The 23,907-nt window shown below is 30.4% G+C and carries 24 protein-coding genes; 9 read left to right on the plus strand and 15 right to left on the minus strand.

The genetic code is table 11. From position 1 onward, the window contains the following. Nucleotides 1-1,095, minus strand: coding sequence for a Nif3-like dinuclear metal center hexameric protein (locus tag CX675_RS16960; protein WP_130736439.1), 1,095 nt, complete (start codon nt 1,093-1,095; stop codon nt 1-3). Between the two features lie 45 nt (nt 1,096-1,140). Between CX675_RS16960 and lpxK the strand changes: the two genes are divergently transcribed. Continuing rightward, a complete protein-coding gene (gene lpxK / locus CX675_RS16965) occupies nt 1,141-2,151 on the plus strand; it encodes a tetraacyldisaccharide 4'-kinase (protein ID WP_130736440.1) in 1,011 nt (336 codons plus the stop codon). Further along, nucleotides 2,123-2,935 (plus strand): purine-nucleoside phosphorylase, encoded by an 813-nt coding sequence (locus CX675_RS16970; protein ID WP_130736441.1) that lies wholly within the window; start codon nt 2,123-2,125, stop codon nt 2,933-2,935. Before lpxK ends, CX675_RS16970 begins: the two co-directional genes overlap by 29 nt. On the opposite strand, the gene CX675_RS16975 is transcribed toward CX675_RS16970, so the two are convergent. The 9 genes from CX675_RS16975 to CX675_RS17015 all read right to left on the minus strand — a co-directional run bounded on the left by CX675_RS16975 (nt 2,919) and on the right by CX675_RS17015 (nt 12,697). Continuing rightward, the gene (locus CX675_RS16975) at nt 2,919-5,126 is read right to left on the minus strand and encodes an ATP-binding protein (protein ID WP_130736442.1); all 2,208 of its coding nucleotides are present in this window, start codon (nt 5,124-5,126) and stop codon (nt 2,919-2,921) included. The two genes, CX675_RS16970 and CX675_RS16975, sit on opposite strands and share 17 nt — an antisense overlap. Before the next feature lie 102 nt (nt 5,127-5,228). Next, on the minus strand, nt 5,229-6,227 hold the full coding sequence (gene gap / locus CX675_RS16980) for a type I glyceraldehyde-3-phosphate dehydrogenase (protein WP_130736443.1): 999 nt from the start codon (nt 6,225-6,227) through the stop codon (nt 5,229-5,231). 75 nt (nt 6,228-6,302) lie between these two features. Next, nucleotides 6,303-7,178, minus strand: a complete 876-nt coding sequence (gene lipA / locus CX675_RS16985; RefSeq protein WP_130736444.1) for a lipoyl synthase — start codon at nt 7,176-7,178, stop codon at nt 6,303-6,305. Between the two features lie 119 nt (nt 7,179-7,297). Then, nucleotides 7,298-8,542: an MFS transporter gene (locus CX675_RS16990; protein ID WP_130736445.1), complete on the minus strand. Its 1,245-nt coding sequence runs from the start codon at nt 8,540-8,542 to the stop codon at nt 7,298-7,300. A gap of 37 nt (nt 8,543-8,579) precedes the next feature. Further along, on the minus strand, nt 8,580-9,161 hold the full coding sequence (locus tag CX675_RS16995; RefSeq protein WP_165396073.1) for an RNA polymerase sigma factor: 582 nt from the start codon (nt 9,159-9,161) through the stop codon (nt 8,580-8,582). Further along, nucleotides 9,152-10,261 (minus strand): glycosyltransferase, encoded by a 1,110-nt coding sequence (locus tag CX675_RS17000; protein WP_130736446.1) that lies wholly within the window; start codon nt 10,259-10,261, stop codon nt 9,152-9,154. Before CX675_RS17000 ends, CX675_RS16995 begins: the two co-directional genes overlap by 10 nt. Before the next feature lie 16 nt (nt 10,262-10,277). Beyond that, nucleotides 10,278-10,481 (minus strand): membrane or secreted protein, encoded by a 204-nt coding sequence (locus CX675_RS17005; RefSeq protein ID WP_130736447.1) that lies wholly within the window; start codon nt 10,479-10,481, stop codon nt 10,278-10,280. Nucleotides 10,482-10,558: 77 nt separating this feature from the next. Next, on the minus strand, nt 10,559-11,566 hold the full coding sequence (gene murB / locus CX675_RS17010; protein ID WP_130736448.1) for a UDP-N-acetylmuramate dehydrogenase: 1,008 nt from the start codon (nt 11,564-11,566) through the stop codon (nt 10,559-10,561). A 51-nt stretch (nt 11,567-11,617) separates the two neighbouring features. Continuing rightward, nucleotides 11,618-12,697: a DNA replication/repair protein RecF gene (locus tag CX675_RS17015; RefSeq protein WP_130736449.1), complete on the minus strand. Its 1,080-nt coding sequence runs from the start codon at nt 12,695-12,697 to the stop codon at nt 11,618-11,620. A 270-nt stretch (nt 12,698-12,967) separates the two neighbouring features. On the opposite strand from CX675_RS17015, the gene CX675_RS17020 reads away from it, so the two are divergent. The 7 genes from CX675_RS17020 to CX675_RS17050 all read left to right on the plus strand — a co-directional run bounded on the left by CX675_RS17020 (nt 12,968) and on the right by CX675_RS17050 (nt 19,206). Beyond that, on the plus strand, nt 12,968-13,750 hold the full coding sequence (locus tag CX675_RS17020; RefSeq protein WP_130736450.1) for a hypothetical protein: 783 nt from the start codon (nt 12,968-12,970) through the stop codon (nt 13,748-13,750). Between the two features lie 4 nt (nt 13,751-13,754). Next, nucleotides 13,755-14,243, plus strand: coding sequence for a 6,7-dimethyl-8-ribityllumazine synthase (gene ribH / locus CX675_RS17025; protein WP_130736451.1), 489 nt, complete (start codon nt 13,755-13,757; stop codon nt 14,241-14,243). A gap of 108 nt (nt 14,244-14,351) precedes the next feature. Then, a complete protein-coding gene (locus CX675_RS17030) occupies nt 14,352-14,651 on the plus strand; it encodes a hypothetical protein (protein ID WP_130736452.1) in 300 nt (99 codons plus the stop codon). Beyond that, nucleotides 14,652-16,529, plus strand: a complete 1,878-nt coding sequence (gene mutL / locus CX675_RS17035; RefSeq protein ID WP_130736453.1) for a DNA mismatch repair endonuclease MutL — start codon at nt 14,652-14,654, stop codon at nt 16,527-16,529. Then, nucleotides 16,526-17,281 carry a rhomboid family intramembrane serine protease gene (locus tag CX675_RS17040; protein ID WP_130736454.1) on the plus strand — a complete coding sequence of 252 codons (756 nt, stop codon included), beginning with the start codon at nt 16,526-16,528 and terminating at the stop codon, nt 17,279-17,281. Before mutL ends, CX675_RS17040 begins: the two co-directional genes overlap by 4 nt. Before the next feature lie 11 nt (nt 17,282-17,292). Continuing rightward, nucleotides 17,293-18,156 carry a rhomboid family intramembrane serine protease gene (locus tag CX675_RS17045; protein WP_130736455.1) on the plus strand — a complete coding sequence of 288 codons (864 nt, stop codon included), beginning with the start codon at nt 17,293-17,295 and terminating at the stop codon, nt 18,154-18,156. Further along, complete coding sequence (locus tag CX675_RS17050; RefSeq protein ID WP_130736456.1) at nt 18,157-19,206, plus strand: endonuclease/exonuclease/phosphatase family protein; 1,050 nt, start codon at nt 18,157-18,159, stop codon at nt 19,204-19,206. It abuts the gene before it with no gap. A gap of 1 nt (nt 19,207) precedes the next feature. On the opposite strand, the gene CX675_RS17055 is transcribed toward CX675_RS17050, so the two are convergent. From CX675_RS17055 to CX675_RS17075, 5 genes are all read right to left on the minus strand, one after another. After that, nucleotides 19,208-19,819, minus strand: a complete 612-nt coding sequence (locus tag CX675_RS17055; protein ID WP_130736457.1) for a WbqC family protein — start codon at nt 19,817-19,819, stop codon at nt 19,208-19,210. A gap of 78 nt (nt 19,820-19,897) precedes the next feature. After that, a complete protein-coding gene (gene lepB / locus CX675_RS17060) occupies nt 19,898-21,610 on the minus strand; it encodes a signal peptidase I (RefSeq protein ID WP_130736458.1) in 1,713 nt (570 codons plus the stop codon). 85 nt (nt 21,611-21,695) lie between these two features. Next, nucleotides 21,696-22,397 carry a 4-hydroxy-tetrahydrodipicolinate reductase gene (dapB, locus tag CX675_RS17065; RefSeq protein ID WP_130736459.1) on the minus strand — a complete coding sequence of 234 codons (702 nt, stop codon included), beginning with the start codon at nt 22,395-22,397 and terminating at the stop codon, nt 21,696-21,698. A 44-nt stretch (nt 22,398-22,441) separates the two neighbouring features. Continuing rightward, entirely contained in the window at nt 22,442-22,978 is a 537-nt protein-coding gene (locus CX675_RS17070) for a DUF5683 domain-containing protein (protein WP_240723678.1), read from the minus strand. 32 nt (nt 22,979-23,010) lie between these two features. Further along, the gene (locus CX675_RS17075; protein ID WP_130736460.1) at nt 23,011-23,907 is read right to left on the minus strand and encodes a ParB/RepB/Spo0J family partition protein; all 897 of its coding nucleotides are present in this window, start codon (nt 23,905-23,907) and stop codon (nt 23,011-23,013) included.

The raw sequence follows: 23,907 nt of genomic DNA on the forward strand, positions 1-23,907 counted from the left end.
TTAAAAGTATTGAACAGGATTTGTATTTTCTTCTGATAAAACGACTGCAAAATTAGTGATTTTTTCTTTAAGATAATCAACAATATAATTTTTTGTGTATCTTTCACTCTCAAAATGACCAATATCTGCCAAAAGGAGCTTTCCTTCGGCTTCATAAAACTGATGGTATTTTAAATCGGCAGTGATAAAAGCATCAGCTCCAGCGTGTAAGGCAGCTTTTATTGCAAAACTACCAGAACCTCCTAGAACGGCTACTTTTTTTATTTTTTTATGTATAAAAGCACTATGTCTAATGCCTCCACATTGCATTTTTTCTTTAATGTGTTGTAAAAAATCTACTTCCGATTTTGCTTCGGTAAATTCTCCAATCATGCCTAAACCAATATTTTGATGTTTATTGGTTAAATGATAAAGTTCGTAAGCAACTTCTTCATACACATGATTTTTAAATAAAGCAGCCAGAATTTTAGATTCTAAATGTTTTTCAAAAGTTACTTCGATTTTTATTTCGGTATTTTCAACAAATTCAAATCGTGCTCCAATTTTTGGATTACTATTTTCATTACCTAAATAAGTCCCTGTTCCAGAACTACTAAAGCTACAATCTTCATAATTACCTATTTTACCAGCTCCAGCTTCAAATAATGCGTTTCGTAATGCAACCACATTTTCTGAAACCGTATAGGTTACTAATTTTTTGATGAAATTTTCTTTCGGAACTAAAATTTTGGTATTTTCTAAACCTATAGCATTGCTGAAAATTTTATTTACGCCTTGTTGGTGATTGTCTAAGGCAGTATGTATCGCATAAATAGCAATGTCGTTTTTTATCGCTTTGATAATTGCTCTTTCAACATAATTTTTGCCCGTAATTTTTTTTAAACCAGAAAATAAAATAGGGTGAAAGCAAACCACTAAGTTGCATTTTTTTGAGATAGCTTCATCAATAACACTCTCTAAAGCATCATGACAAACTAAGATACCATTTATCGTTTCATTTTGATTTCCTACTAGTAAGCCTACGTTGTCAAAATCTTCTGCATAAGCTAAAGGTGCGAGTTCCTCGAGAGTTGCAATTATTTCAAAAAGTTTCATCTACAAATATTTATTTCAAAGATAAAAAAATGCTACTTTCGTACTATGATTTTTTTAAGAAAAGTATTATTTCCACTTGCGATAGTATATTGGATTATCACATTTATACGAAATATTTTTTACGATTTAGGCGTTTTTAAAAGTCAATCTTATGCACTTCCTGTGATTGCTGTAGGTAATTTAAGTGTTGGAGGAACAGGTAAAACGCCTCAAATTGAATATTTAATCCGATTACTTGATGGGTATAAAATAGCTACGCTAAGCAGAGGCTATAAGAGGTTATCTAAAGGCTTTATTTTAGCAGACGAATCGGTTTCAGCAAAAGAATTGGGAGACGAACCTTTTCTGTTTTTTTCAAAATTTCCTAATGTTTTAGTGGCAGTTGATGCAGATAGAAGAAATGGGATTACGCAATTATTAGTGCATAAACCCGATGTTATTTTGTTAGATGATGCTTTTCAACACCGAAAAGTAAGAGCAGGCTTTTATGTCCTATTAACAGCTTATAACGATTTGTTTAGTGACGATTATATTTTGCCATTTGGAAACTTAAGAGAACCAGAAATGGGAAAAAAAAGAGCAAACCTGATAATTGTCACTAAATGTCCTGAAGATTTATCGGAAATTGCACAAATAAAAATAAAACAACAATTGATGGCAAAGGATATACCTGTTTATTTTAGTACCATTCAATATGATAACTATTTATATTCGGAATCTGCTAAATTAGCCGTTAAAGAGCGTAATGAAAGTGTATTGCTTTTGGCAGGTATTGCAAAACCAGAATTATTTTTTGATTATTTAAAAAAAGAAAGCGATACTGTTTTAACCTTTCCTGATCATCATAACTTTACAGCAGATGATGTTCAGAAGATTTTGAAAGTAGCACAAGCAAGAAAGATAATTACTACCGAAAAGGATTTTGTCCGTTTGAAAGGAAAATTACCAGCAAATCAATTGTATTATTTACCAATTCAGAGTAGAGTAATAAACGACGAATTTGGGTTTAATTCTAAAATTTTAAATTATGTGGGAAAAAATACAAGAAACAGTTAATTACCTCATTGAGAAAACTAATTTTAAACCAGAATATGGAATTGTTTTAGGTTCGGGTTTAGGTGGTTTTGCAGATGATATTCAAATTTTGCATACTATTTCGTATACAGAAATACCGAATTTTCCGATTTCTACTGTACAAGGTCATAAAGGAGCTTTATTGTTTGGAGTAATAGGAGATAAAAAAGTGGTTGCTATGCAAGGACGATTTCATTATTATGAAGGATACGATATGAAACAAGTAACTTTTCCTATTCGTGTGATGCAGCAATTAGGTGTTCAAAAACTAATTGTTTCCAATGCTTCAGGAGGAGTAAACCCTACTTTTAAAGTGGGTGATATTATGTTGATAAAGGATCACATTAACATGATGCCAGAACATCCATTAAGAGGTCATAATGATGAGCGCTTCGGACCTCGTTTTGTAAATATGAGTGAGCCTTATTCTAAAGCAATGTTAGTAAAAATAAAAGAAATTGCGAATGAAATGAATATTACTGTTCAGGAAGGGGTTTATCTTGCTTTACAAGGACCTACATTTGAAACTTTGGCTGAATATCGCATGGTTAAAAATATGGGAGCAGATTGTGTCGGTATGTCAACAGTTCCTGAAGTTATTGTGGCTAAACATATGAATATGGATTGCTTAGGTATTTCTGTAATTACCGATATGGGAAATGAAGAAAATATTGAAGAAGTAAACCACGAAGAAGTGTTAGAAGCGGCAAAAAAAGCAGAACCACACGTTAGAAATCTGATTAAAAATTTTATTCTTCAGTATTAGTGTTTAAAAAGCGAAATAATATTTCGTAAAATTCTTCTGGAACAAAAGGTTTCATAATTACTTCATTCATGCCATAAGAAAGTAACATTTCTCTGTTTTCGTTTAATGAAATGGCAGTTAATGCAATGATTGGAATGGTTGGATTAAATTTTCTGATTTCTTGTGTAGCTTCAGTTCCATTAATGCCTGGTAAATGCACATCCATTAATACTAAATCATAGTCATTTGTTTTAAGATGTTCAATTGCTTCTTCACCATTGTCGATTGTAAATGATGGAATTCCTTTTTGTTCTAACATTTTTTGAGTAATCATTTGGTTGATTTTATTGTCTTCAACCAAGAGTATTCTTTTTTGCTTTGCTGTGGGCGAAGTTTCTTTAATAGTGATTTGTGGTACAGTTTCAGTATCTTCTGTTCCCTTTTTGAACGCTAAATCAAATTGTAAACTCGTTCCTTTATTTGTGTCACTATCTAAATAAATTTCACTGCCTAAAATTTCAACAATCTTTTTTACTATAGATAGACCTAAACCTGTGCCTCCATAAGTGCGGTTTACTTCTACTGAACCTTGACTAAAACTTTCAAAAATAGTAGCTTGTTTGTCTTTGGGTATACCAATGCCATTATCTCTTACTTCAAAAGATAATTCGATATCGGTATCTGATTCTGTTTTCTTTTTAATAATAAGCCAAACATCTCCATTTTTACTAAACTTAATCGCATTGTTCACTAAATTGATAATGATTTGTGAGATTTTTGTAGGATCACCAATAATAGTTGGGCTAATTGTTTTGTCTATTTCTAAATGAAAGGTGATGTTGTTTTCTTCAATAAATTCATTAAATGAAATTCTGATGTTTTCAATTAATTCAATTAAGTTAAAGTTTATTTTTTCGACTAAAACTTTATCCGATTCTAAACGGTTAATTTCTAAGATATCATTAATAAAAGCAAGAAGATATTTACCTGAAAACTCTAACGATTTTAAATAGTTTAATTGTGTTGCTTTTGGTTTTTCGTTTAGTAATAAATAAGTAATACCATTAATAGCATTTAACGGTGTGCGTAATTCATGACTAACTGTTGCTAAAAATTCTGCCCTCGCTTTGCTTGCTCTTTCCGCTTTGTTTTTTTCAATGGTTAACTCTTTATTTTTCTCTTTTAGAAGTTTGTTTGTACTAATTCTAATTTTGTTATTCTTAAAAAGGGATAAGCTTAATAAAGACAAAATTGAAATGAGAGCAATACTCAAAATACTAATCAATTTATTAAAGCGAAGTGAACGTTGCTGTATTTTTTTATCTTTATCTAGTTGTTCAATTGTTTTTAATTGTTTTTCAAATTGAATTTTGTCAAAAGTATCTTCTGTTAAAGAATGATTGTAATAATTTCCTAATGAATCAGCAATAGCAACATATTGTTCTAAGAACTCTTGAGATTTTGCATAGTCTTTATTTAATTTATACGTATGGCTTAATTGTTTTAAAATTTTTTTCTTTAGCTGAACATTTTTTAAGTTTTCTTTATTTAATGCTAAAGCTTGATTGAAATTTTCAATAGCAACTTCATATTTTTTATTAATTATTTCGATTTCTCCAATTTGATAATAGGCTTCTACTTTAGTTTCTGTGAAAGTATCATTATTAATAGAATTAATAATTGAAGAAAAAATGGCAATAGCTTTATTGTAGTTTTTTTTGTTTTTTTGAATGATTCCTTTTTGAATATTAATCAATTGGATAGCATCATTAAAATTTAAAGATTCATAAATTTCACTCGCTTTTTTAAAATAGACTTCGGAAAGTTCTACTTGATTCTTTTCTAGATAACATTTTCCTAAGCTATAATAAGTTAGTGCTAAATTTGATGTAGGTTCTTTCTCTTTATATAAATTAATGCTTCGTATAAAGTTTTCTATTGCGGTGTCTGTTTTTTCTAAATCACAATAAATATTTCCAAGTATCAGATAGCAATCGGGTAACTTATGTGCTAACTTTTTATTTTTAGCAAATTCTATTGCTTTTTCGGTATAAACAATAGCTCTGTTGTATGAATGTTTGTCTTCTTTATTAAATGTAGCAATTTCTAAATAATAATCTACACTATCATTCAGTTGTGTGTTTTCTTTTAGAATGGCTTGAGAATAACTAAAAGTACAAATGAAAAAAAAAGCAAATAAGTAGCTTTTCATTAAAATTAAATTTTAAATTTTTCGGTCAAACAGTTCTAAACAAAAATATGTTTTTTTTCTTTTGAAAGCTATTTTTACTACGATATATTTATGAAGATCATATTATTTTTTAGAGATATATTCAATAAGATGAATTAATCTTGAAGAATATCCAATTTCATTGTCATACCAACCTACAATTTTTATCATTTTATCAATTACAGATGTTAATTGTGCGTCAAATAAACAAGAATGCCTGTTGCCAATAATGTCTACCGAAACGATAGGGTCTTCGGTATAATCTAAAATGCCTTTTAAATAGGTTTCAGATGCTTTTTTAAAAGCAGTATTAATTTCGTCAATACTAACTTCTTTTTTTACGTTAACGGTAATATCTGTTAATGACCCATCAGGAACAGGAACGCGAATACCGCAACCTCCAATTTTACCATCTAATTCAGGAAAAATCTTAGTCAGTGCTTTGGCAGCACCAGTTGTAGTAGGAACAATAGATTGAGAAGCACCTCGAGCTCTTCTTAAATCTTTATGGGGTTGATCGTGTAAACTCTGATCTGTAGTGTAGGAATGTACTGTGGTAATATAAGCTTGTTCAATTTCACAAAGTTCTTGAAGCACTTTTATCATAGGTGCTGCATTATTAGTTGTACAACTCGCATTGGAAATAATTATTTCAGATCCATCTAAAATAGTTTCATTTACACCTAAAACAACTGTTTTTATAGTGTCATCTTCTGGTGGTACAGATAAAATTACCTTTTTTGCTCCAGCTAGAATATGTTGATAAATGGCTTCCCAAGTCTTAAATTTACCCGTAGATTCAATTACAAAATCAATAGCTAATGATTGCCAATCTAACTTTTTAATTTCTCTTTCATGGAAAAATAAATATTCTTTTTCATTGATAAAAATGGCGTTTTCATCATAGCTCACGTTTTCCTGTAAAACACCATGGATGCTATCATATTTAACTAAATGACTCATGGTTTTATTGTCGGCTATGTCGTTAATAGCTACAACTTCTATATTAGGATGGTTTAATAATAATCGGAAAACATTTCTACCAATTCTTCCGAAACCGTTAATTGCTACGCGAGTTTTCAAGATATTTGGGATGAGATTATAAGGTTAATAGATAGCTAACTATGAAACAGTTGTTATAAAAAATAAACTTCGAAATTAATGAATGTGTTTTTCAGCATGGTAAGAAGATCGTACTAAGGCACCACTTTCTACATGTCTAAAACCTAATTCTTTACCAATTTTTTCATATTTTTCGAATTGTTCTGGCTTGATAAATTCTTTTACTGGTAAATGTTTTTTACTTGGTTGTAAATATTGACCTATGGTTACAATGTCTACATTTGCCTCTCTTAAATCGTGTAAGGTTTGAATAACTTCTTCTTCGGTTTCTCCCAAACCTAGCATAATTCCTGATTTGGTTCTTTTAATACCTTGTTGTTTAAGATAACGAAGTACTTCTAAGCTTCTTTCGTATTTAGCTTGAATACGCACTTCACGAGTCAATCTTTTTACCGTTTCCATATTGTGAGAAACTACTTCAGGTGCAACTGCTACAATTCGATCTAAATTTCTTTCGTTGCCTTGAAAATCAGGAATTAAAGTTTCTAAAGTTGTATTTGGGTTCATTCTACGAATGGCTTTCACTGTTTCTGCCCAAATTATTGATCCCATGTCTTTAATGTCATCTCTATCTACACTCGTAATAACCGCATGCTTAATTTTCATTAATTTGATAGAGCGTGCTACTTTTTCTGGTTCATCCCAATCAACCGTTTCTGGTCTTCCTGTTTTTACACCACAAAAACCACAAGAACGCGTACAAATATTACCTAATATCATAAATGTAGCGGTTCCTTCTCCCCAACATTCACCCATATTAGGACAACTACCCGATGTACAAATCGTGTTTAATTTATATTTGTCGACTAAGCCTCTTAATTCTGTATATTTTTTTCCAGTAGGTAATTTTACACGTAACCATTTTGGTTTTGGTTCCTTAGGAGGAAAAACATTATTTAGTACCGTTTCCATTATAATCAATTTGAACTACAAAGATAAAAAGAAGTTAGAAGTTAGAAGTTAGAAATTAGAAAAAATACAAACTTTATGAAATTGTTAGGATTTTTTTTTGATTAGTATCTAACCTTTTCCTATTCCACAAAATCTAAATCGGTATTATGGGTTTCGGGTATGGTTAATGTGGCATAAATTGCTATTGTGAAAACAACAAAACCAACTACAGCAGCAGCCCAAACTACGCCATTAAATACTTTTAAATAATTAAAGCTAATCAACATAACAGGAAGTAAACCTCTTACCATATTAGGAATCGTTGTAGCTGCTGTACTTCTTATATTGGTGCCAAATTGTTCTGCTCCAACTGTAACAAACATAGCCCAATAACCGGTTCCTAACCCTAACCATGCACAGTAAAAATAATACATGTTTTCAGTTTTGGTTCCGCCAAAGAGCATTAGATATACACCTATTGTAGTAAAAAGCATCATGTAGAGAATAGCTTTTTTTCGAGAATGTAACCAATGTGAAATAAAACCACTGGCAAAATCACCAACAGAAATACCGATGTAGGTCCACATAATAGCTCTTCCAGGGTTGATGTTTTCAATTCCAAAAGCAGGAGCGAATTGATTTCCCATTACGGCTAAAATCCCAACACAAAACCATGTTGGTAGTCCGATGGCGATACATTTTAAGTATTTTATAAAACGATTCTTGTTGGTAACAAATAATAAAATATTACCTTTTTGAATGCTGTCTGATTTTTTAATGTCTTTATATATGCCAGATTCAACCACTCCTACACGAAGAAATAGAAGAACTAAACCTAAACCACCACCTACAAAATAGGCAATGGTCCAATCGTCAGCAAGTTCTACAGTTAATTGAGCTACAACCGCTCCTAATAGTCCAAAACCCGCTACAATAGAGGTTCCAATAGCTCTTAATTCTTTTGGTAGTGATTCAGAAACTAAAGTAATTCCGGCTCCTAGTTCTCCTGCTAAGCCTATTCCGGCTATAAAGCGTAATAAAGCATATATTGTTACTAAGTTATCTTTAGGGAAATAAGGTAAAAAACCGCAGGCAATATTCGCTAGTGAATACACTAATATGGAACCAAAAAGTACCGATAATCTTCCTTTTTTATCACCGAAAATTCCCCAAATAATACCTCCTATTAATAAGCCAACCATTTGGTAATTTAAAATGGTTGAACCTGCTACATTGGCATCTAAACCTAACGCTTCTAAGCTAGGAACTCTTACAATTCCAAATAATAATAGGTCGTAAATATCTACAAAATAGCCTAAAGCAGCTACAATAACAGGTAAGGAAAATAGGTGTTTTAGCTTCTGAGAAGTGGTAAATTGCGACATTACATTCTATGTTGGTTGATTCCCAAATATAGAAAAGTTATTTTGTTTTTTTCTTCTCTTTTTTAGTAATAATTTCGGCTAGTAATTTTTTGGCACGAAGCAATTTTATTTTGATATTATTTAGTGGTTCATCCAAAGTTTCTGCCATATCTTGATAGCTCATTTCCTGAAAATAGCGTAGTTGAATAACTTCTTGATAGGCAGGTTTTAGTTTTTTGATATAACTTAATAGCTGAGAAAGATTTTGTTCTGTAATAATTTCGTCTTCAATCGAAGGGCTTTCATCTACTACATTAAAAGCACGATCATCATCGTCATCAGAAATATCAATAAATAAAGATGATTTTTTCTTGCGAAGCATATCAATATGAACATTTTTAGCAATAGTAATTAACCATGTGTTAAAGCCAAATTCAGGATTGTATGTGGTTATTTTGTCAAAAGCTTTGGCAAATGTTTCTATGGTGATGTCGTCTGTATCGGTTTCATTCTCAGTTCTTTTTAACATAAAACCGTATACTTCATTCCAAAAGAAGTCCAATAGAAAAGTAAATGCAACTTGATCTCCATTTTTAGCAAGCTCAATGTTTTTTTGAATAATTTCAGGATTTATTTCCAATGTACAGGTTTTGAAAAAAGATTAGTAAAAAATACATTCAGTTGTGTGAAGATAAGTATTATTTCTATAATTGGAAACCAAAGTAAGGTGTCTTTCTCATTTAATTTACCAGCAGCATAGCCTAAACTAATCCAAGTGAAGCAGTATCTAAAAATAACAATTGCCAAAACAATAAGCCATTGGTGTTGAAAGACTAAGAGTATAACCGAAAGTAAAATAAAAAAAAGTTGCGTAAAGTAAAACAAACCTAATTGTAAACGATCAAAACCAGAATATAGTTTTGCAGTCGATACATGTCTTCTTTTTTGGTTGAACCAACTACTAAACGTCTTTTTTGGCTCTGAATACGTAAAACTCTCAGGAGTGTAACAGATAGCGGTGTTTTGTTTAGTATTTACTTCGTTAATGAATAAATCATCATCACCTGAACGAACTTTCATGTGGTTTACAAAACCACCTACACTAAAAAATAAGTCTTTTTGATAGGCTAAATTTCTACCTACACCCATGTAAGGTTTTCCTGATTTTGCCCAACCAAAATACTGTACAGCTGTTAAAAGTGTTTCAAAACGAATGATTTTGTTTAAAAACGAATTTTTGATCTTTTCATAACCACCATAACCCAATACAACACTTTTCTTTTCTGAAAATTGACTTGTCATTTGACTAATCCAGTCTTCAGAATTTGGAAAACAATCTGCATCTGTAAATAGAAGATTATTGTTTTTAGCAGCTTTAATTCCTAAGGTTAAAGCATATTTTTTGTTTGCCCAAAAAGTTTCATTGTTTTCTACTTTTACTATTTTTATGTTGGGATACTTACTTTGGTATTCTTCAAATAATTCTAAAGTTTCATCGGTAGAAGCGTCATCAATTAATACTAATTCATAGTCTGGGTAATTCTGCGCAATTAAAATGGGAAAATATTTTTTAATATTTTCTGCTTCGTTTTTAGCACAAATAATTACTGAAACAGGAAGTTTTTTTGATGTAAGTTGTTGTTTTTTTGCAAAAGAAAAGTTTCCAAAAATAAATATATAATAAATAAATTGGATGCCCACAATAACTGCAAAAGCAATCAGTAAGATTGTTAAAATCATGGTAGGAAACTAAAAATTAAGAATGCGAATTTTCTTTGCAGTCTTTCATTTCTTCTGGAGTTTTACCACAAAAACTACAATTTTCTCCATCAGGATTTAAAAACGGACTTTGACTAGCACAAGTACCAGCAAACTTACCATCTTTTTTTCCCCAAATTTTAATAGTGATACCTAAAATGGCAATAGCAAGAAGCCCGATTGTAAGTAATATTAATTTCATCTTTTTTGTAAAAAATTAGAGAGTACAAAGATACAAAAAACAATTTTTATAATCAGAATTTAGTTTTTGTAATTTTTTTAAATGATATTCACTTCAGCTTCTATTGCAATGCCAAACTTCTCAAAAATTGCTTGTTGGATTTCTTTAGCAACTGCTAAAATTTCTGCTCCTGTAGCTGTTCCATAATTGACTAAGACTAAAGCTTGGTTTTTATGAATTCCAGCATCTCCAAAACGCTTTCCTTTAAAACCAGCTTGTTCAATAAGCCAACCTGCAGGAACTTTTACTTCAGTGTCGGAAATAGGGTAATGAGGTATTTCTGGGTAATTTGCCTTAGCTTTTTCGTAACTACTTTTAGAAACGATTGGGTTTTTAAAAAAACTACCGCTATTTCCTAGTTCTTTTGGATCGGGTAATTTACTTTTTCTAATGGCAATTACAGCATTGCTAATGTCTTTTAATGTGGGGGAAGTAATATTTTGAGTGTTTAGTTCTGTCTCAATAGCACCGTATGAAGTGTTTAAATAATGGTTTTTTTTGGTTAACTTAAAAGTAACAGAAGTAATAATGTATTTGTTTTTTAATTCGTTTTTAAAGATACTCTCTCTGTAGCCAAAAACACAACTTTCTTTGTCAAAAGTAACTAATTTTTGAGTAGCTATTTCCATGGCTTCACAACAAAAAAAAGTGTCTTTTATTTCTACACCATAAGCGCCTATGTTTTGTATCGGTGTGGTGCCTACATTACCCGGAATTAGAGAAAGATTTTCAATGCCACCATAATTTTTTTCGATACAATATAAAACAAATTCATGCCAGTTTTCTCCAGCATTTGCTTTTACCCATACAAAATCTTCATTAGTGTCTACAATTTCAATTCCTTTTAAAGCAACATGAATAACTAGTTTTTCGATGTTTCGAGTAAGTAACATATTGCTGCCTCCTCCTAAAATAAAAATGTCGTTATGATTTTGTAAAACGGAAGCTAATTCTTCTTTTGAATGAACCGCTACAAATTGATTCGCTTTAGCATTAATTCCAAAAGTATTGTAGTTTTTTAGAGAGAAATCGGATTCGAAAATCATAATATTAAAGATGTTTTAAGAATGTAAAAATAACAATTAATTACTATGTTTTTATAGTTTAAAAATGCGGTAAGGTTGGTTTGTAGTTTTTAAAATATTTTCTGTTCTTTCTTCATGAGTATCAGAAATAAAAATTTGACCAAAAACCGATTCGTTAACTAAGGAAACAATTTTTGCAACACGTGACTCGTCTAGTTTGTCAAAAATATCATCAAACAATAAAATAGGTAATTCTCCGCTTTGTTGTTTCATGAATTCAAATTGTGCTAGTTTTAAAGCAATTAAAAAGGATTTTTGTTGACCTTGCGAGCCAAACTTTTTAATAGGGTAACTTTCAATCTCAAATGATAAATCATCTTTGTGAATGCCACAGCTAGTGTATTGCAATGCCCTGTCTTTTGTTAGGTTTTGAGAAAATAGAACAGGCATGTTTGTATCGTGTAACTGACTTTGGTAAACCAATTGTACCTTTTCATTCTGATTGGTAATATGGTTGTGGTATTTTTGAAAAATAGGCGTAAATTCTTCTAGAAAATGTTGCCTTTTTTTAAAAATATTATTCCCTAAAGGAGCTAATTGTTCGTCATAAATTGCTAAATTATCTTTGTCAAAAGTTAGGTTGAGTGCAAAATATTTTAGCAAAGCATTACGTTGTGCAATTAGTTTTTGATACTGAATTAATTCATTTAAATAATGGTGATCTAAAGTTGATAAAACACTATCTATAAATTTACGTCTGGTTTCGCTTCCTTCAATTATTAAGTCTGTATCTGAAGGTGAAATAATAACTAATGGAATAAAACCGATATGTTCAGAAAGTTTGTCGTAAATTTTATTATTTCTCTTAATAATTTTTTTTTGACCTCTTTTAATACTACAAGAGATTTTTTCCTCTTTTTCTTTTTTATTGAAAACAGCATCTAATAAAAAGAAATCTTCTTCATGTTTTATGTTTTGAGTGGCTAATGGATTGAAATAACTTTTTCCATAGGCAAGGTGATAAATAGCATCTAGAATATTTGTTTTTCCAACTCCGTTTTGTCCCACAAAGCAATTGATTTTGCTAGTGAAATCAAACGATTTTGAAGCAATGTTTTTGTAATTTAATAGCGTAAGATGGTTTAAAAACACAAATAAAAACTTTTAAAAATAACAGACACAAAAGTAAGAGTAAATTAAAGAATAAGTTTGTTTTTTTTGAAAAATGTAAAAAATAGCATTTAATTTTGGATTGAAAAAAGACTATAAAATAGATAGCTTATTTTAGATATGTTGTAAAATATTAGTAATAGAATTCTTGAAATACAGTCGTTATTCTGTAAATAATGATTATTTTAAAATATTTTTTGTGTGTGTTTGAAGAAAAATTATATTTTTGCACCTCTAATAAATGTATTATAAATGGCAACATATAACAAAAGAGGTTATAAAACACCAAAACCAAAAGAAGTTTTAGAAAACGAAAATGAATTTGATGAAGTGTTAGAATCGGGCGAAAGTACTACAGAAGAAGTATTTAATGCTCTTGATGCAACAGCTTCTAGAACGGAAGAATGGGTAGCAAAAAACCAGAAAGTAATTTTAGGAGTTGTAGGTGTTATAGCATTGGCAGCTATTGGATACATATTGTTTAATAAATTTGTGGCAGAACCAAAACAAGAACAAGCATTAAACGATATTTATCAAGCGCAAGTATATTTTAATGAAGCGTTAACAAATACTCAAAATCCTGATTCATTGTTTAATTTAGCGTTAAAAGGTGGAGAAGGTAAATTAGGGTTAGTTAATTTAGCGGAACAATATTCTGGTTCAAAAGCTGGAAATATAGCAAATTACTATGCAGGAATGGCTTATTTACATACAAAAGATTTTAAAAATGCTGAAAAATATCTTTTAGAATATAAAGCAGACGATGTGATGACTAAAGCATTGTCTTTAGGGGCTTTGGGAGATGCTTATTCAGAATTAAATAAAGTAGACGAAGCGATTAGTTCATATAAAAAAGCGGCTGAGGTAGATGAAAATGATTTTACAACACCAAAATTTTTAATGAAAGCAGCGCAGTTAGCTTATTTGAATAATAAAAAAGCCGAAGCACACGCCATGTTCACTACTATCAAAGAAAAATACGAAACTTCAAGAGAAGCAATGAATATTGATGCTTTAATAGCAATGACCGAATAAGCTTATGGCTACTGAAAATAAAAATTTATCTCAATACGATAAAAACACAATCCCAAATGCGAAAGATTTTCGATTTGGGATTGTTGTTTCTGAATGGAATGATACGATAACCAACGGCCTTTTTGAAGGAGCAAAAGCTGCTTTATTGGATTGTGGGACTTTGCCAGAAAATATTATAAAATGGGATGTGCCTGGTAGTTTTGAATTAGTTTTTGGTTCTAAAAAAATGATTCAAACACAAAAGGTAGATTGTGTAATTGCTATTGGTTGTGTCGTTAAAGGGGAAACTATGCATTTTGAATTTGTATGTGATGGCGTAACCCAAGGAATAAAAGATTTAAATGTACAATATGATGTGCCTACTATTTTTTGTTTGCTAACGGATAATACAATGCAACAATCAATTGATAGAAGTGGTGGAAAACACGGAAATAAAGGTACAGAAGCAGCTATAGCAGCTATAAAAATGGTTGATTTAAACAAGAAGAAGTAATTTTTTTTGTTTCCATATTTTAAATCCCGATTTATCGGGATTTTTTGTTAACAAAAAATTGAGATAAAAAAGCGCAAAAATCCTTAAATTTGAAAAAAATACTTTCGTATGATTAAATTTGGAAGAGGACAATTCAAGTTGCCTAAAAATAAAAGATTTAACTATACCCCTCGTCATTATGATGGAAAAAAAATCGATAATATTTATGATTTTGATTCTGTTATAAAGAAAGATAGAGATGCGGTAAGTTATAACGATCTTAGAGCACATTGGAGTGATGCAAGAACAAATAGCAGAAATAGAGGAAATAGACAATTTAATCTAAGAATTTTAATTATAATTTTGGTTTTGTTGTTGCTTTTTATGTATATAATAGATTTTGATTTATCTATTTTTAAAAAACAATAAATGTCTAGTATTATTCAATTATTACCCGATCATGTTGCGAATCAAATTGCTGCAGGAGAGGTGGTTCAAAGGCCTGCTTCAGTTGTAAAAGAATTACTTGAAAACGCTATTGATGCCAAAGCAACAGATATTAAACTTATTATTAAAGACGCGGGAAAAACACTAATTCAAGTTATAGATAATGGTATTGGAATGAGTGTTACCGACGCACGTTTGTGTTTTGAACGTCATGCCACTTCTAAAATTCGCCATGCTGAAGATTTATTTGATTTACATACCAAAGGTTTTAGAGGTGAAGCATTAGCTTCAATTGCAGCTATTGCGCATGTAGAATTAAAAACCAAGCAAGATCAAGAAGAATTAGGACATCATATTATTATTGAAGGGAGTAAATTCATGTCGCAAGAAGTGGCAGTTTTACCTAAAGGGACATCTTTTTTGGTTAAAAACTTATTTTTTAATATTCCTGCTAGACGTAATTTTCTTAAATCTGAAACTGTTGAAATGAAACATATTATGGATGAGTTTCAACGTGTAGCATTGGCTCATCCTTCTATTTATTTTACTTTAATACACAATGGTTCAGAGAATTATAATTTACCTAGTTCAAATTATAGACAACGCATTGTAAATATTTTAGGAGGGAAAACAAATGAAAAATTGGTTCCTGTTTCTGAAGATACAGAAATAGTTACGATTAGTGGTTTCATTAGTAAACCTGAATATGCTAAAAAGAGTAGAAGCGAACAATTCTTTTTTGTAAATAACCGATTTATAAAAAGTGGTTATTTACATCACGCCATAATGAGCGCCTATGATGGTTTGTTGAAAGAAGGCAATCAACCAAGTTACTTTTTATATTTAAAAGTTCCTCCGCATACTATTGATATTAATATACATCCTACTAAAACTGAAATTAAGTTTGACGATGAGCAAGCCTTATATGCTATTTTACGTTCTTCAGTAAAGCATAGCTTAGGACAATTTAATGTGGCACCTGTTTTAGATTTTGAAAGAGACCCAAATTTAGATACGCCTTATGAATATAAAGATAAAAGTTCGCACGCGCCATTAATCCAGGTGGATGCTAATTTTAATCCTTTTGCAGATGAAACACCAGTTGCTAAATCTTCTAGTCCAAGTTTTTCAAGTTCGTATAGTTCCAAAGGAAATTATGCTAAAAAAGAAACAGCTACTTCATGGGAAAGTTTGTATGTAGATTTGCGTCAGGATACCAAAGAGGTAGAAAGTATAGCGATTGAAAGTGAAGAGGTAACCGGTTCTTTCTTCGAAAGTATGGACATTAATATAACGCCATCTAGAACGTATCAAATACATAAAAAATACATTGTAAGCTCTATAAAGTCTGGAATGCTTGTTATTGACCAAAATAAAGCGCATCAACGCATTTTATACGAGCAATATTTAGCTAATATTACGGTGAAGAAAGCATCTAGTCAACAGTTACTATTTCCTTTGGAATTACATTTTACCAAGGAAGAGTTGCTGTTTATTAAAGAATTACTACCTTCATTAGAAAATACTGGTTTTATTTTTGATGAAATTGGTAAGGAGCGTATTCAAATTATTGGGATACCAGTTTCGATTCAAGAAAGCGAAGTAAGTATATTGTTAGAAGAATTAATCAATGGTTTACAAACTAATGTCCCAGAAAGTAGCTTTTGCCTGAATGATGGTATTGCTAAAACGATGGCTAAAAGTGTGGCTGTAAAAACAGGAACTTACTTAACCGAATTGGAACAAGAAAACTTAGTAAATAGTTTATTTGCATGTAAAGACCCTAATGTGTCTCCTTTTAATAGACCCACTTTTATTACGATAAGTGTTGAAGATTTAGATAAAAAATTTGCATTATGATAAGAATGACTGAAATGGTTAAACATTTGTTAATCATTAATATTATATTTTATATTGGAACGTATTTGGTTCCTATTTCTTATGATTTATTAGCGTTGCATTATTTTGAAAACAATCAATTTCGTTTGTGGCAACCTATAACCCATCTGTTTATGCATTCAGGTTTTGGGCATATCTTCTTCAATATGTTAGTTTTGGTTTTATTTGGTTCGGTTGTAGAATATTTTTTAGGAGATAAAAAGTTTTTATTTCTGTATTTTTCATGTGGAATAGGAGCATTTATATTACAGGTAGTTATAAATTATTTTGAATTTCATCATAGTTTAAATATTTTAATTGATAATGGAATTAGTAAAAATGAAATATATCAAACCTTAAATGCAACCAAGTATAGCACAATTTGGAATGAATATTTATCGAAAAGTAATTTTAATGGGTTGGTCTCAACTTTTGTCTCAACTTCGGTAGGAGCTTCTGGTGCTATTTCTGGGCTAATGGTTGCATTTGTATTTTTAGATCCAAATAGAGAAATGACTTTATTCCCTTTCCCAATTCCTATAAAAGCTAAATATTTGATTAGTGGTTATTTTGTAATGGATTTATTTATGGGATTGCAAGGAAGTTCTTTGTTTGGAAAAGGAGAAAACACTTTTATTGGACATTTTGCTCACTTAGGAGGAGCAATAACAGGATTTCTTATGATGTGGTATTGGAAAAAGAATCAGTTTAATAAAAATCGTTGGGATAGATAATATATATAGTTATGAATGTTTTTCAGGATTTTAAGAACGAATATAGGTTAGGAGGTTTAGTTCAAAAAATTATCTTTTGGAATGCAGGGATTTTTATTCTTGTTTCATTAATGAACATGCTAATAAAAGTGTCACAAGTTAGTTTTGATTTTTCTGAATATATTGCTTTACCATCTCTCTTTGGTAAATTTATTACTAGGTTTTGGACTCTTTTTACTTATATGTTTATTCATTTCGATTTTCTTCATTTATTGTTTAACTGTATAGTACTTTGGTTTGCTTCTCGCTATTTTTTATATTATTTTACTCAGAAGCAATTCTCAACAGTTTATTTTGTTGGTGGTATTTTTGCTGGAGTTGTTTTTTTAGTATATTATCAAATTATTGGCGAGTATTCTTATTTAATAGGAGCAAGTGGAGCCATTTTTGCTGTATTAATGGCTGTTACAATATATGCACCGTATACTCAAGTAGGTTTTTTTTCATTAGATTTTATCAAACTTTGGCATATCAGTTTTTTTATTTTGTTTTTAGATTTTATTCAAATGCCTTTTGGGAATTTTGGAGGTCATTTAGCGCATTTCGGAGGAGCATTTTTTGGTTTTCTATATGTTAAATTACTACAAAATGGAACCGATTTATCTAAAGGAATCTCTAAATTGCAAGATGTTTTTGAAACAATAATAACACCAAAAAAGAAAACACCATTTAAGGTGCATAAAAATAATAATCAAAGACCTCGTTTTTCTAATGAGACCAAAGAAAAAGATGTTCATCAAAAGAAAATAGACGATATTTTAGATAAAATAAGCAAATCAGGGTATGATAGCTTGAGCAAGGAAGAAAAAGAGTTTTTATTTAAAGCTGGAAAATAGTTGAAAAGAGAATCGTTAATAAGTAGAGTTGCTTTTTTTTGTAATAAGGTTTTGGCTTTACTAACATTTCTCGCATATATTTTACCTTTTCTTGCGCCAAATTTATTTCCTTTTTTAAGTGTTTTAACGTTGCTTTTGCCGTTATTTTTAATTTTAAATGTTGCTTTTTTTATTATTTGGGTACTTCAATTGAAAAGAAAAATGGTGCTTTCTGGCATCGTACTTTTAATAGGGATTACTTTCTTAGGAAAACTTTATCGTTTTAATGCTGTTGCTTTGGACACAGAACCAGATGATTTTGTGGTTATGAGTTACAATGTGAGATTGTTTAATAAGTATGAATGGTTACCAAATAAGAAGGTACCAAATGATATTTCAGATGTAATTCAAGATTATAATCCTGATATTTTATGTTTACAAGAGTTTACACCTAATGAAGATGTAAGGTTAAGAAATTTTCCATACAAGAAAATTTATCTAAAAGGAGATAAAAATAAATATGGACAAGCTATTTATTCAAAATATGAAATTGTAAACACGGGTAAAATCGTTTTTCCTAATTCTACTAATAATGTTATTTTTGCCGATATACTCAAGAAAAATGATACTATAAGGGTTTATAGCATGCATTTACAATCGGTTAAAATTAGCACTGATATTCACGAAAAATTAGACGAAAGTAAGTCTAAGTTTATTTTTAAACGCATTAGTGAAGCTTTTAAACAACAACAATTACAATCGGAATTAATTAAAAACCATTATGACAGTTGTTCTTATGCGAAAATCATTTGTGGAGATATGAACAACAGTGCTTTTTCATATGTTTACAGGAATATAAAAGGGAAAATGAAAGATGCTTTTGAAGAAGCGGGTTTTGGTTTTGGAACCTCTTATAATTTTAAATATTATCCAGCCAGAATAGATTATGTATTTGTTGAAGATTCTTTTGTCGTAAAAGAATTTATAACTAACAACCAAGTTAAACTTAGCGATCATTTTCCTGTTATAACGCGACTTAAAAAAGTTGAACTAGAAAAAAATGAAAAGTAATTTATAGTTTTTGTTCTAGTAAATAGGTCTTTGAATGCCTTCCTTCATTAAATAAAAGATCTAAGATACTTAAATTTGGTATAAAGCCCTTCTTTTCATTAAATACTTGTGTGTAAGCCTCATTAATAAAAGTGTCTTTTTTACCGTTAACTAAAGGCCTGAAATCGGTAAAGTGTTCTACATCATGAAAATACTCTTTCGTAGTGTTGTAAGGCAATGTAATGCCTAAACAAGCATTGATAATTTCAAATATTTCAAAATTTAAATCCATCATGAAATTATGTTTTTTTTCGAAAATTGGTCGAATATCATCTTCAAAAAACTCAAAAAAAGGAGATGTTCTATAAGCTGCTTCTAATGATTTAAAATGGTTTTTTTGCCAATCAAAAGCATCTTCAATTTTAGTGTCTTTAAATTTTTGATGTTCTTCTTTACTGTGTTTTAAAGGAATATTTAACATCTGAATACCATTCGGACTGTAGACATACATTCTATTACGATTGGTTTGCTTTTGAAAATTATCTTCTATTTCAAAAGTAATTGTTTCTGCTTGTAGTAAAGCGGTATAATGACTTATTGAAGGAAAATAGGTAGGATGTAATAAAATATTCATTCTGTTGATGGTGTTTTATTTAAAAAGCAAGAGTTTATATTTTTACAATATAAACTCTTGAGTTATTTGATATTATTTTTATTTAATAGCTTTCTCTTTTTTTCTTTTTTTGTAGAAATATTCACCTACAAAATATAAAGCTAGTAAAATTAAAAAGTATTTAAAATAAGATTTAGGTTGACCTTCACCAGATACCGTTGTAAATAATCGTTCCCAACGAATTTTATTCAATCCTTGTCCATTAGAATTATAACTCATCCAAATAAATACTGGCTTTCCTACGATATGATTTTCTGGAGTATATCCAAAATAACGAGCATCTAATGAATTATGACGATTATCTCCCATCATCCAATAATAATCTTGTTTAAAAGTGTATTGATTGGTTACTTGTCCGTTAATTTTAATTTGATCTCCGTTAGCTTCAAGTGTATTTCCTTCATATTCTGTAATTATAATTTTATAAAGCGGAAGTGTTTCTTTAGTTAATGCTACCGTTTTTCCAGCTTCAGGAATATAAATTGGACCAAAATTGTCTCCGTTCCAGTCCCTTGTTTTGGATGGTTTGCCGTCTTTAAAATCTGGGAAAACACCATCTTCAGCACCTTTTCTAATTTGTCTTGTTGTAGACCTGATTCTAGAATCAGATTTCATTTTTTCTACTTTTTCAAAGGTTAAGTTACCAAGGATATAATTAGTGGCTACTTTTAAATTTAATTTATCGAATATTTCTTGAGAAATACTTCCTGTAATTACAGATGTCTTTAAGTCTCTATCCACTTCTTCCATTCCGTAATTGTCTATCAATAATTTTTTTACTTCGGGCTTATCCCAAACTGCATTATCAATTTCAAAAACGTAACCTGTTTCTGTAATATCATAATCGTTTAATAGGCCTTGACTTATTGGGTCTTTGGTTTTTATAACGTGAAAATATTGAGGTTTGGCTCTTTCTGGTAAAATAAGTTCTTTACCGTTTATAAACACAATTCCATCTTTAATTTCTAAAGAATCTCCGGCAATACCTACACATCTTTTAACGTAATTGGTTTTTTTATCAATAGGTTTGTCTATTCTTCTATTTGAAGGATGATACATGTTGTCTAAGGTGTCTCTTGGCCAGTTGAAGACGACAATGTCATTATTTTTAATTTTTTCTAATTTAGGAAATCTAAAATAAGGTAATTGTGGTTTTTTTAGATACGATAATGAACCAGTTAAAGGAATAGAATCGTGAACCATGGGTGCAGCTATTGGTGTCATAGGAGTTCTAGCACCATAATTAAATTTACTTACAAAAAGAAAATCACCTATTAGTAACGATTTTTCTAAAGAAGAAGTAGGAATTACATAAGGTTGTATAAAATAAGTATGCACAAATGTAGCTACAATAATAGCAAAAGCTAATGAACCTAAGGTGTCCATTGCTCTTGTAGGAGCTTTTAAATCACGATTGGCGTGATATGTAACTTCTTGACTGTAATTTACATAAAGAATATATAAGCCAAGAGTAGCAATACCTAGTACCATGTCTAGGGTTGTTTTTTTACCAAATGTTCGCAATGTTTCTATCCAAATGATGGGAAACATAAATAAATTAATAATAGGAATGAAAAGCAACAGGGTCCACCATGTAGGTCTATTGATGATTTTCATTAATACTATAGCATTGTAAATTGGAGCAAAAGCTTCCCATGACTTTCTACCTGCTTTTGTATATAATTTCCAAGTACCTAAACCATGTATGACTTGTACTATTAAGATAAATAATAACCAACCTTGTACTGACATTTTTATTTTATTTAATTGTTTAATTTGTTTAAAGTTTAAGAGTTTAAACTTCAAAGCAATTATTATGTTTTTATCTTTCTAACTTCTAACTTAATCCTAAAACATCTTTCATTGTAAAGATGCCTTTTTTACCTATAATCCATTCTGAAGCCACTACTGCACCTAGGGCAAAACCTTCTCTAGTATGCGCAGTATGTTTTATTTCAATCTGGTCTACACTGCTATCGTAGAAAATACTGTGAGTACCAGGGATATTTTCAATACGTTTTGCTTCAATATGTATTTCGGATGCAGATGCTTTATCTAATGTCCAATTTGTGTAATTGGCGTTTTTGATAATTCCATTAGCTAATGAAATGGCAGTACCACTTGGAGCATCCAATTTTTGTGTATGATGAATCTCTTCCATAGATACTTGGTATTGCTTTAAATTGGCCATCATTTTTGCCAAATAATCATTTAACTCAAAAAAAATATTAACTCCTAAACTAAAATTAGAACCATAAATAAAACTTCCATTTTTAGCCTCACATAACGATACAATAGTGTCATATGCTTCAAGCCAACCTGTAGTTCCCGAAATTACTGGTACGTTTTTTTCAAAACAAGCAGAAATATTAGCAACAGCACTTGTTGGAATACTAAAATCAATAGCTACATCTGCTTCTTCTAGTCCATTATAATCTTCTTCTCGGCCTTTTTTTAATACAATTTCATGACCTCTTTCTAAAGCTATTTTTTCAATAACTTTTCCCATTTTTCCGTATCCTAAAAGTGCAATTTTCATGAAGTATAAGACGTGTTTTTTATATTGTGTTAGCTAATAAAATGTTAAAAATTATAAGTGAGTTTAATCCCTGTTTTAAATTGATAATCTATCTCATTTTGGTATAGCTCAGGTCTAACAGATAAATTTTCATTTACATTAAACTGAAGTAGGTGTGCATCTACATTAGCGTCTATAATATTTAGAATATAAATACCCGCTGTAATTAAAGCCGATAAATCTCTGTTTCGTTGGTGGTATTTTTGTCCTCTAATTAAACCATCATTTGAAAGGCTTCCATAAATAGGATGTTGGCCTTGCTTAGAAGTTCCGTCTAAACGAGCTTTATATTCGTCTCTAAATTCATGATACTTTTTATTGTTCCACCCATAAAAATATAGCCCAGCACCTAAACCTCCATATACAAGAGGTATTTTCCAGTATTTTTTGTTATAGGCTTGCCCAAGTCCAGGAAGTACAGCCGAATAAAAAGCGGCTTTTGCTGGAGATAAAGGGTTTATTTTTGTCCCTTTTGACGGAACAGTATCTTTTATAACAAGAGAAACTTCTTCTTGAGCAAGACACACATTACTAAAGAGCAAACAAAAAAAAGATATGAAGAATAGCTTTCTCACTAATTGTTAATCAATTTCAAAATACGATTAAAGTCTTCTTCAGATTGAAAAGGAATAGTTATTTTCCCTTTTCCATTAGAAGCTACTTTTACATCTACTTTTGCACCAAAAAAACCCGTAAATGCTTTTTGATCAGTATCTGCAACTTCAAAACTTTTTGTGGTAGCTTTAACAGCTTGAGGTTTTAAACTGTCTTGATATTTTTTAACCAAAGCTTCTGTTTCTCTTACTGATAAGTTTTGACTGACTACTTTATGATAAATATCAGACTGAACTTCATCATCTTCAATTGAAATTAAAGCACGACCATGACCCATAGAAATAAATCCATCTCGCATGCCTGTTTGAATAATTGGATCTAATTTTAATAAACGCAGATAATTAGTAATAGTTGAACGCTTTTTGCCAACTCGATCACTTAATTCTTCTTGTGTTAAATTAATTTCATCTATTAATCTTTGGTATGATAAAGCGACCTCAATTGGGTCTAAGTCATGACGTTGAATGTTTTCCACCAAAGCCATTACTAATGATTCATTGTCATTAGCTAAACGAATATAAGCCGGAATAGTTTCTAAACCAGCTAGTTTAGAAGCACGAAGCCTTCTTTCTCCAGAAATTAACTGAAATTTGTTAAAATCTAATTTACGAACCGTAATCGGTTGAATAACACCTAATTCCTTAATGGAAATGGCTAATTCTTTTAAAGTTTCTTCGTTAAAATTACTTCTCGGTTGAAACGGGTTTATCTCAATTGCATCTAATTCAAGCTCAATAATATTACCAACAACTTTATCCGCCCCTTTGTCTTCTACCGATTTAATATCGTTTGTAGGGTCTTTTAATAAAGCTGATAATCCTCTTCCTAATGCTTGTTTTTTTTCTGCTTTCGCCAT

Source organism: Flavobacterium sp. J27 (assembly GCF_004303025.1).
In the GTDB taxonomy this organism is placed as follows: domain Bacteria; phylum Bacteroidota; class Bacteroidia; order Flavobacteriales; family Flavobacteriaceae; genus Flavobacterium.

Coding starts and splice junctions, on each gene's coding strand:
- CX675_RS16960 (WP_130736439.1), bottom strand. CDS start 1,095: ATGAAACTTTTTGAAATAATTGCAACTCTCGAGGAACTCGCACCTTTA.
- lpxK (WP_130736440.1), top strand. CDS start 1,141: ATGATTTTTTTAAGAAAAGTATTATTTCCACTTGCGATAGTATATTGG.
- CX675_RS16970 (WP_130736441.1), top strand. CDS start 2,123: ATGTGGGAAAAAATACAAGAAACAGTTAATTACCTCATTGAGAAAACT.
- CX675_RS16975 (WP_130736442.1), bottom strand. CDS start 5,126: ATGAAAAGCTACTTATTTGCTTTTTTTTTCATTTGTACTTTTAGTTAT.
- lipA (WP_130736444.1), bottom strand. CDS start 7,178: ATGGAAACGGTACTAAATAATGTTTTTCCTCCTAAGGAACCAAAACCA.
- CX675_RS16990 (WP_130736445.1), bottom strand. CDS start 8,542: ATGTCGCAATTTACCACTTCTCAGAAGCTAAAACACCTATTTTCCTTA.
- CX675_RS17000 (WP_130736446.1), bottom strand. CDS start 10,261: ATGATTTTAACAATCTTACTGATTGCTTTTGCAGTTATTGTGGGCATC.
- CX675_RS17005 (WP_130736447.1), bottom strand. CDS start 10,481: ATGAAATTAATATTACTTACAATCGGGCTTCTTGCTATTGCCATTTTA.
- murB (WP_130736448.1), bottom strand. CDS start 11,566: ATGATTTTCGAATCCGATTTCTCTCTAAAAAACTACAATACTTTTGGA.
- CX675_RS17020 (WP_130736450.1), top strand. CDS start 12,968: ATGGCAACATATAACAAAAGAGGTTATAAAACACCAAAACCAAAAGAA.
- ribH (WP_130736451.1), top strand. CDS start 13,755: ATGGCTACTGAAAATAAAAATTTATCTCAATACGATAAAAACACAATC.
- CX675_RS17030 (WP_130736452.1), top strand. CDS start 14,352: ATGATTAAATTTGGAAGAGGACAATTCAAGTTGCCTAAAAATAAAAGA.
- mutL (WP_130736453.1), top strand. CDS start 14,652: ATGTCTAGTATTATTCAATTATTACCCGATCATGTTGCGAATCAAATT.
- CX675_RS17040 (WP_130736454.1), top strand. CDS start 16,526: ATGATAAGAATGACTGAAATGGTTAAACATTTGTTAATCATTAATATT.
- CX675_RS17045 (WP_130736455.1), top strand. CDS start 17,293: ATGAATGTTTTTCAGGATTTTAAGAACGAATATAGGTTAGGAGGTTTA.
- CX675_RS17055 (WP_130736457.1), bottom strand. CDS start 19,819: ATGAATATTTTATTACATCCTACCTATTTTCCTTCAATAAGTCATTAT.
- lepB (WP_130736458.1), bottom strand. CDS start 21,610: ATGTCAGTACAAGGTTGGTTATTATTTATCTTAATAGTACAAGTCATA.
- dapB (WP_130736459.1), bottom strand. CDS start 22,397: ATGAAAATTGCACTTTTAGGATACGGAAAAATGGGAAAAGTTATTGAA.
- CX675_RS17075 (WP_130736460.1), bottom strand. CDS start 23,907: ATGGCGAAAGCAGAAAAAAAACAAGCATTAGGAAGAGGATTATCAGCT.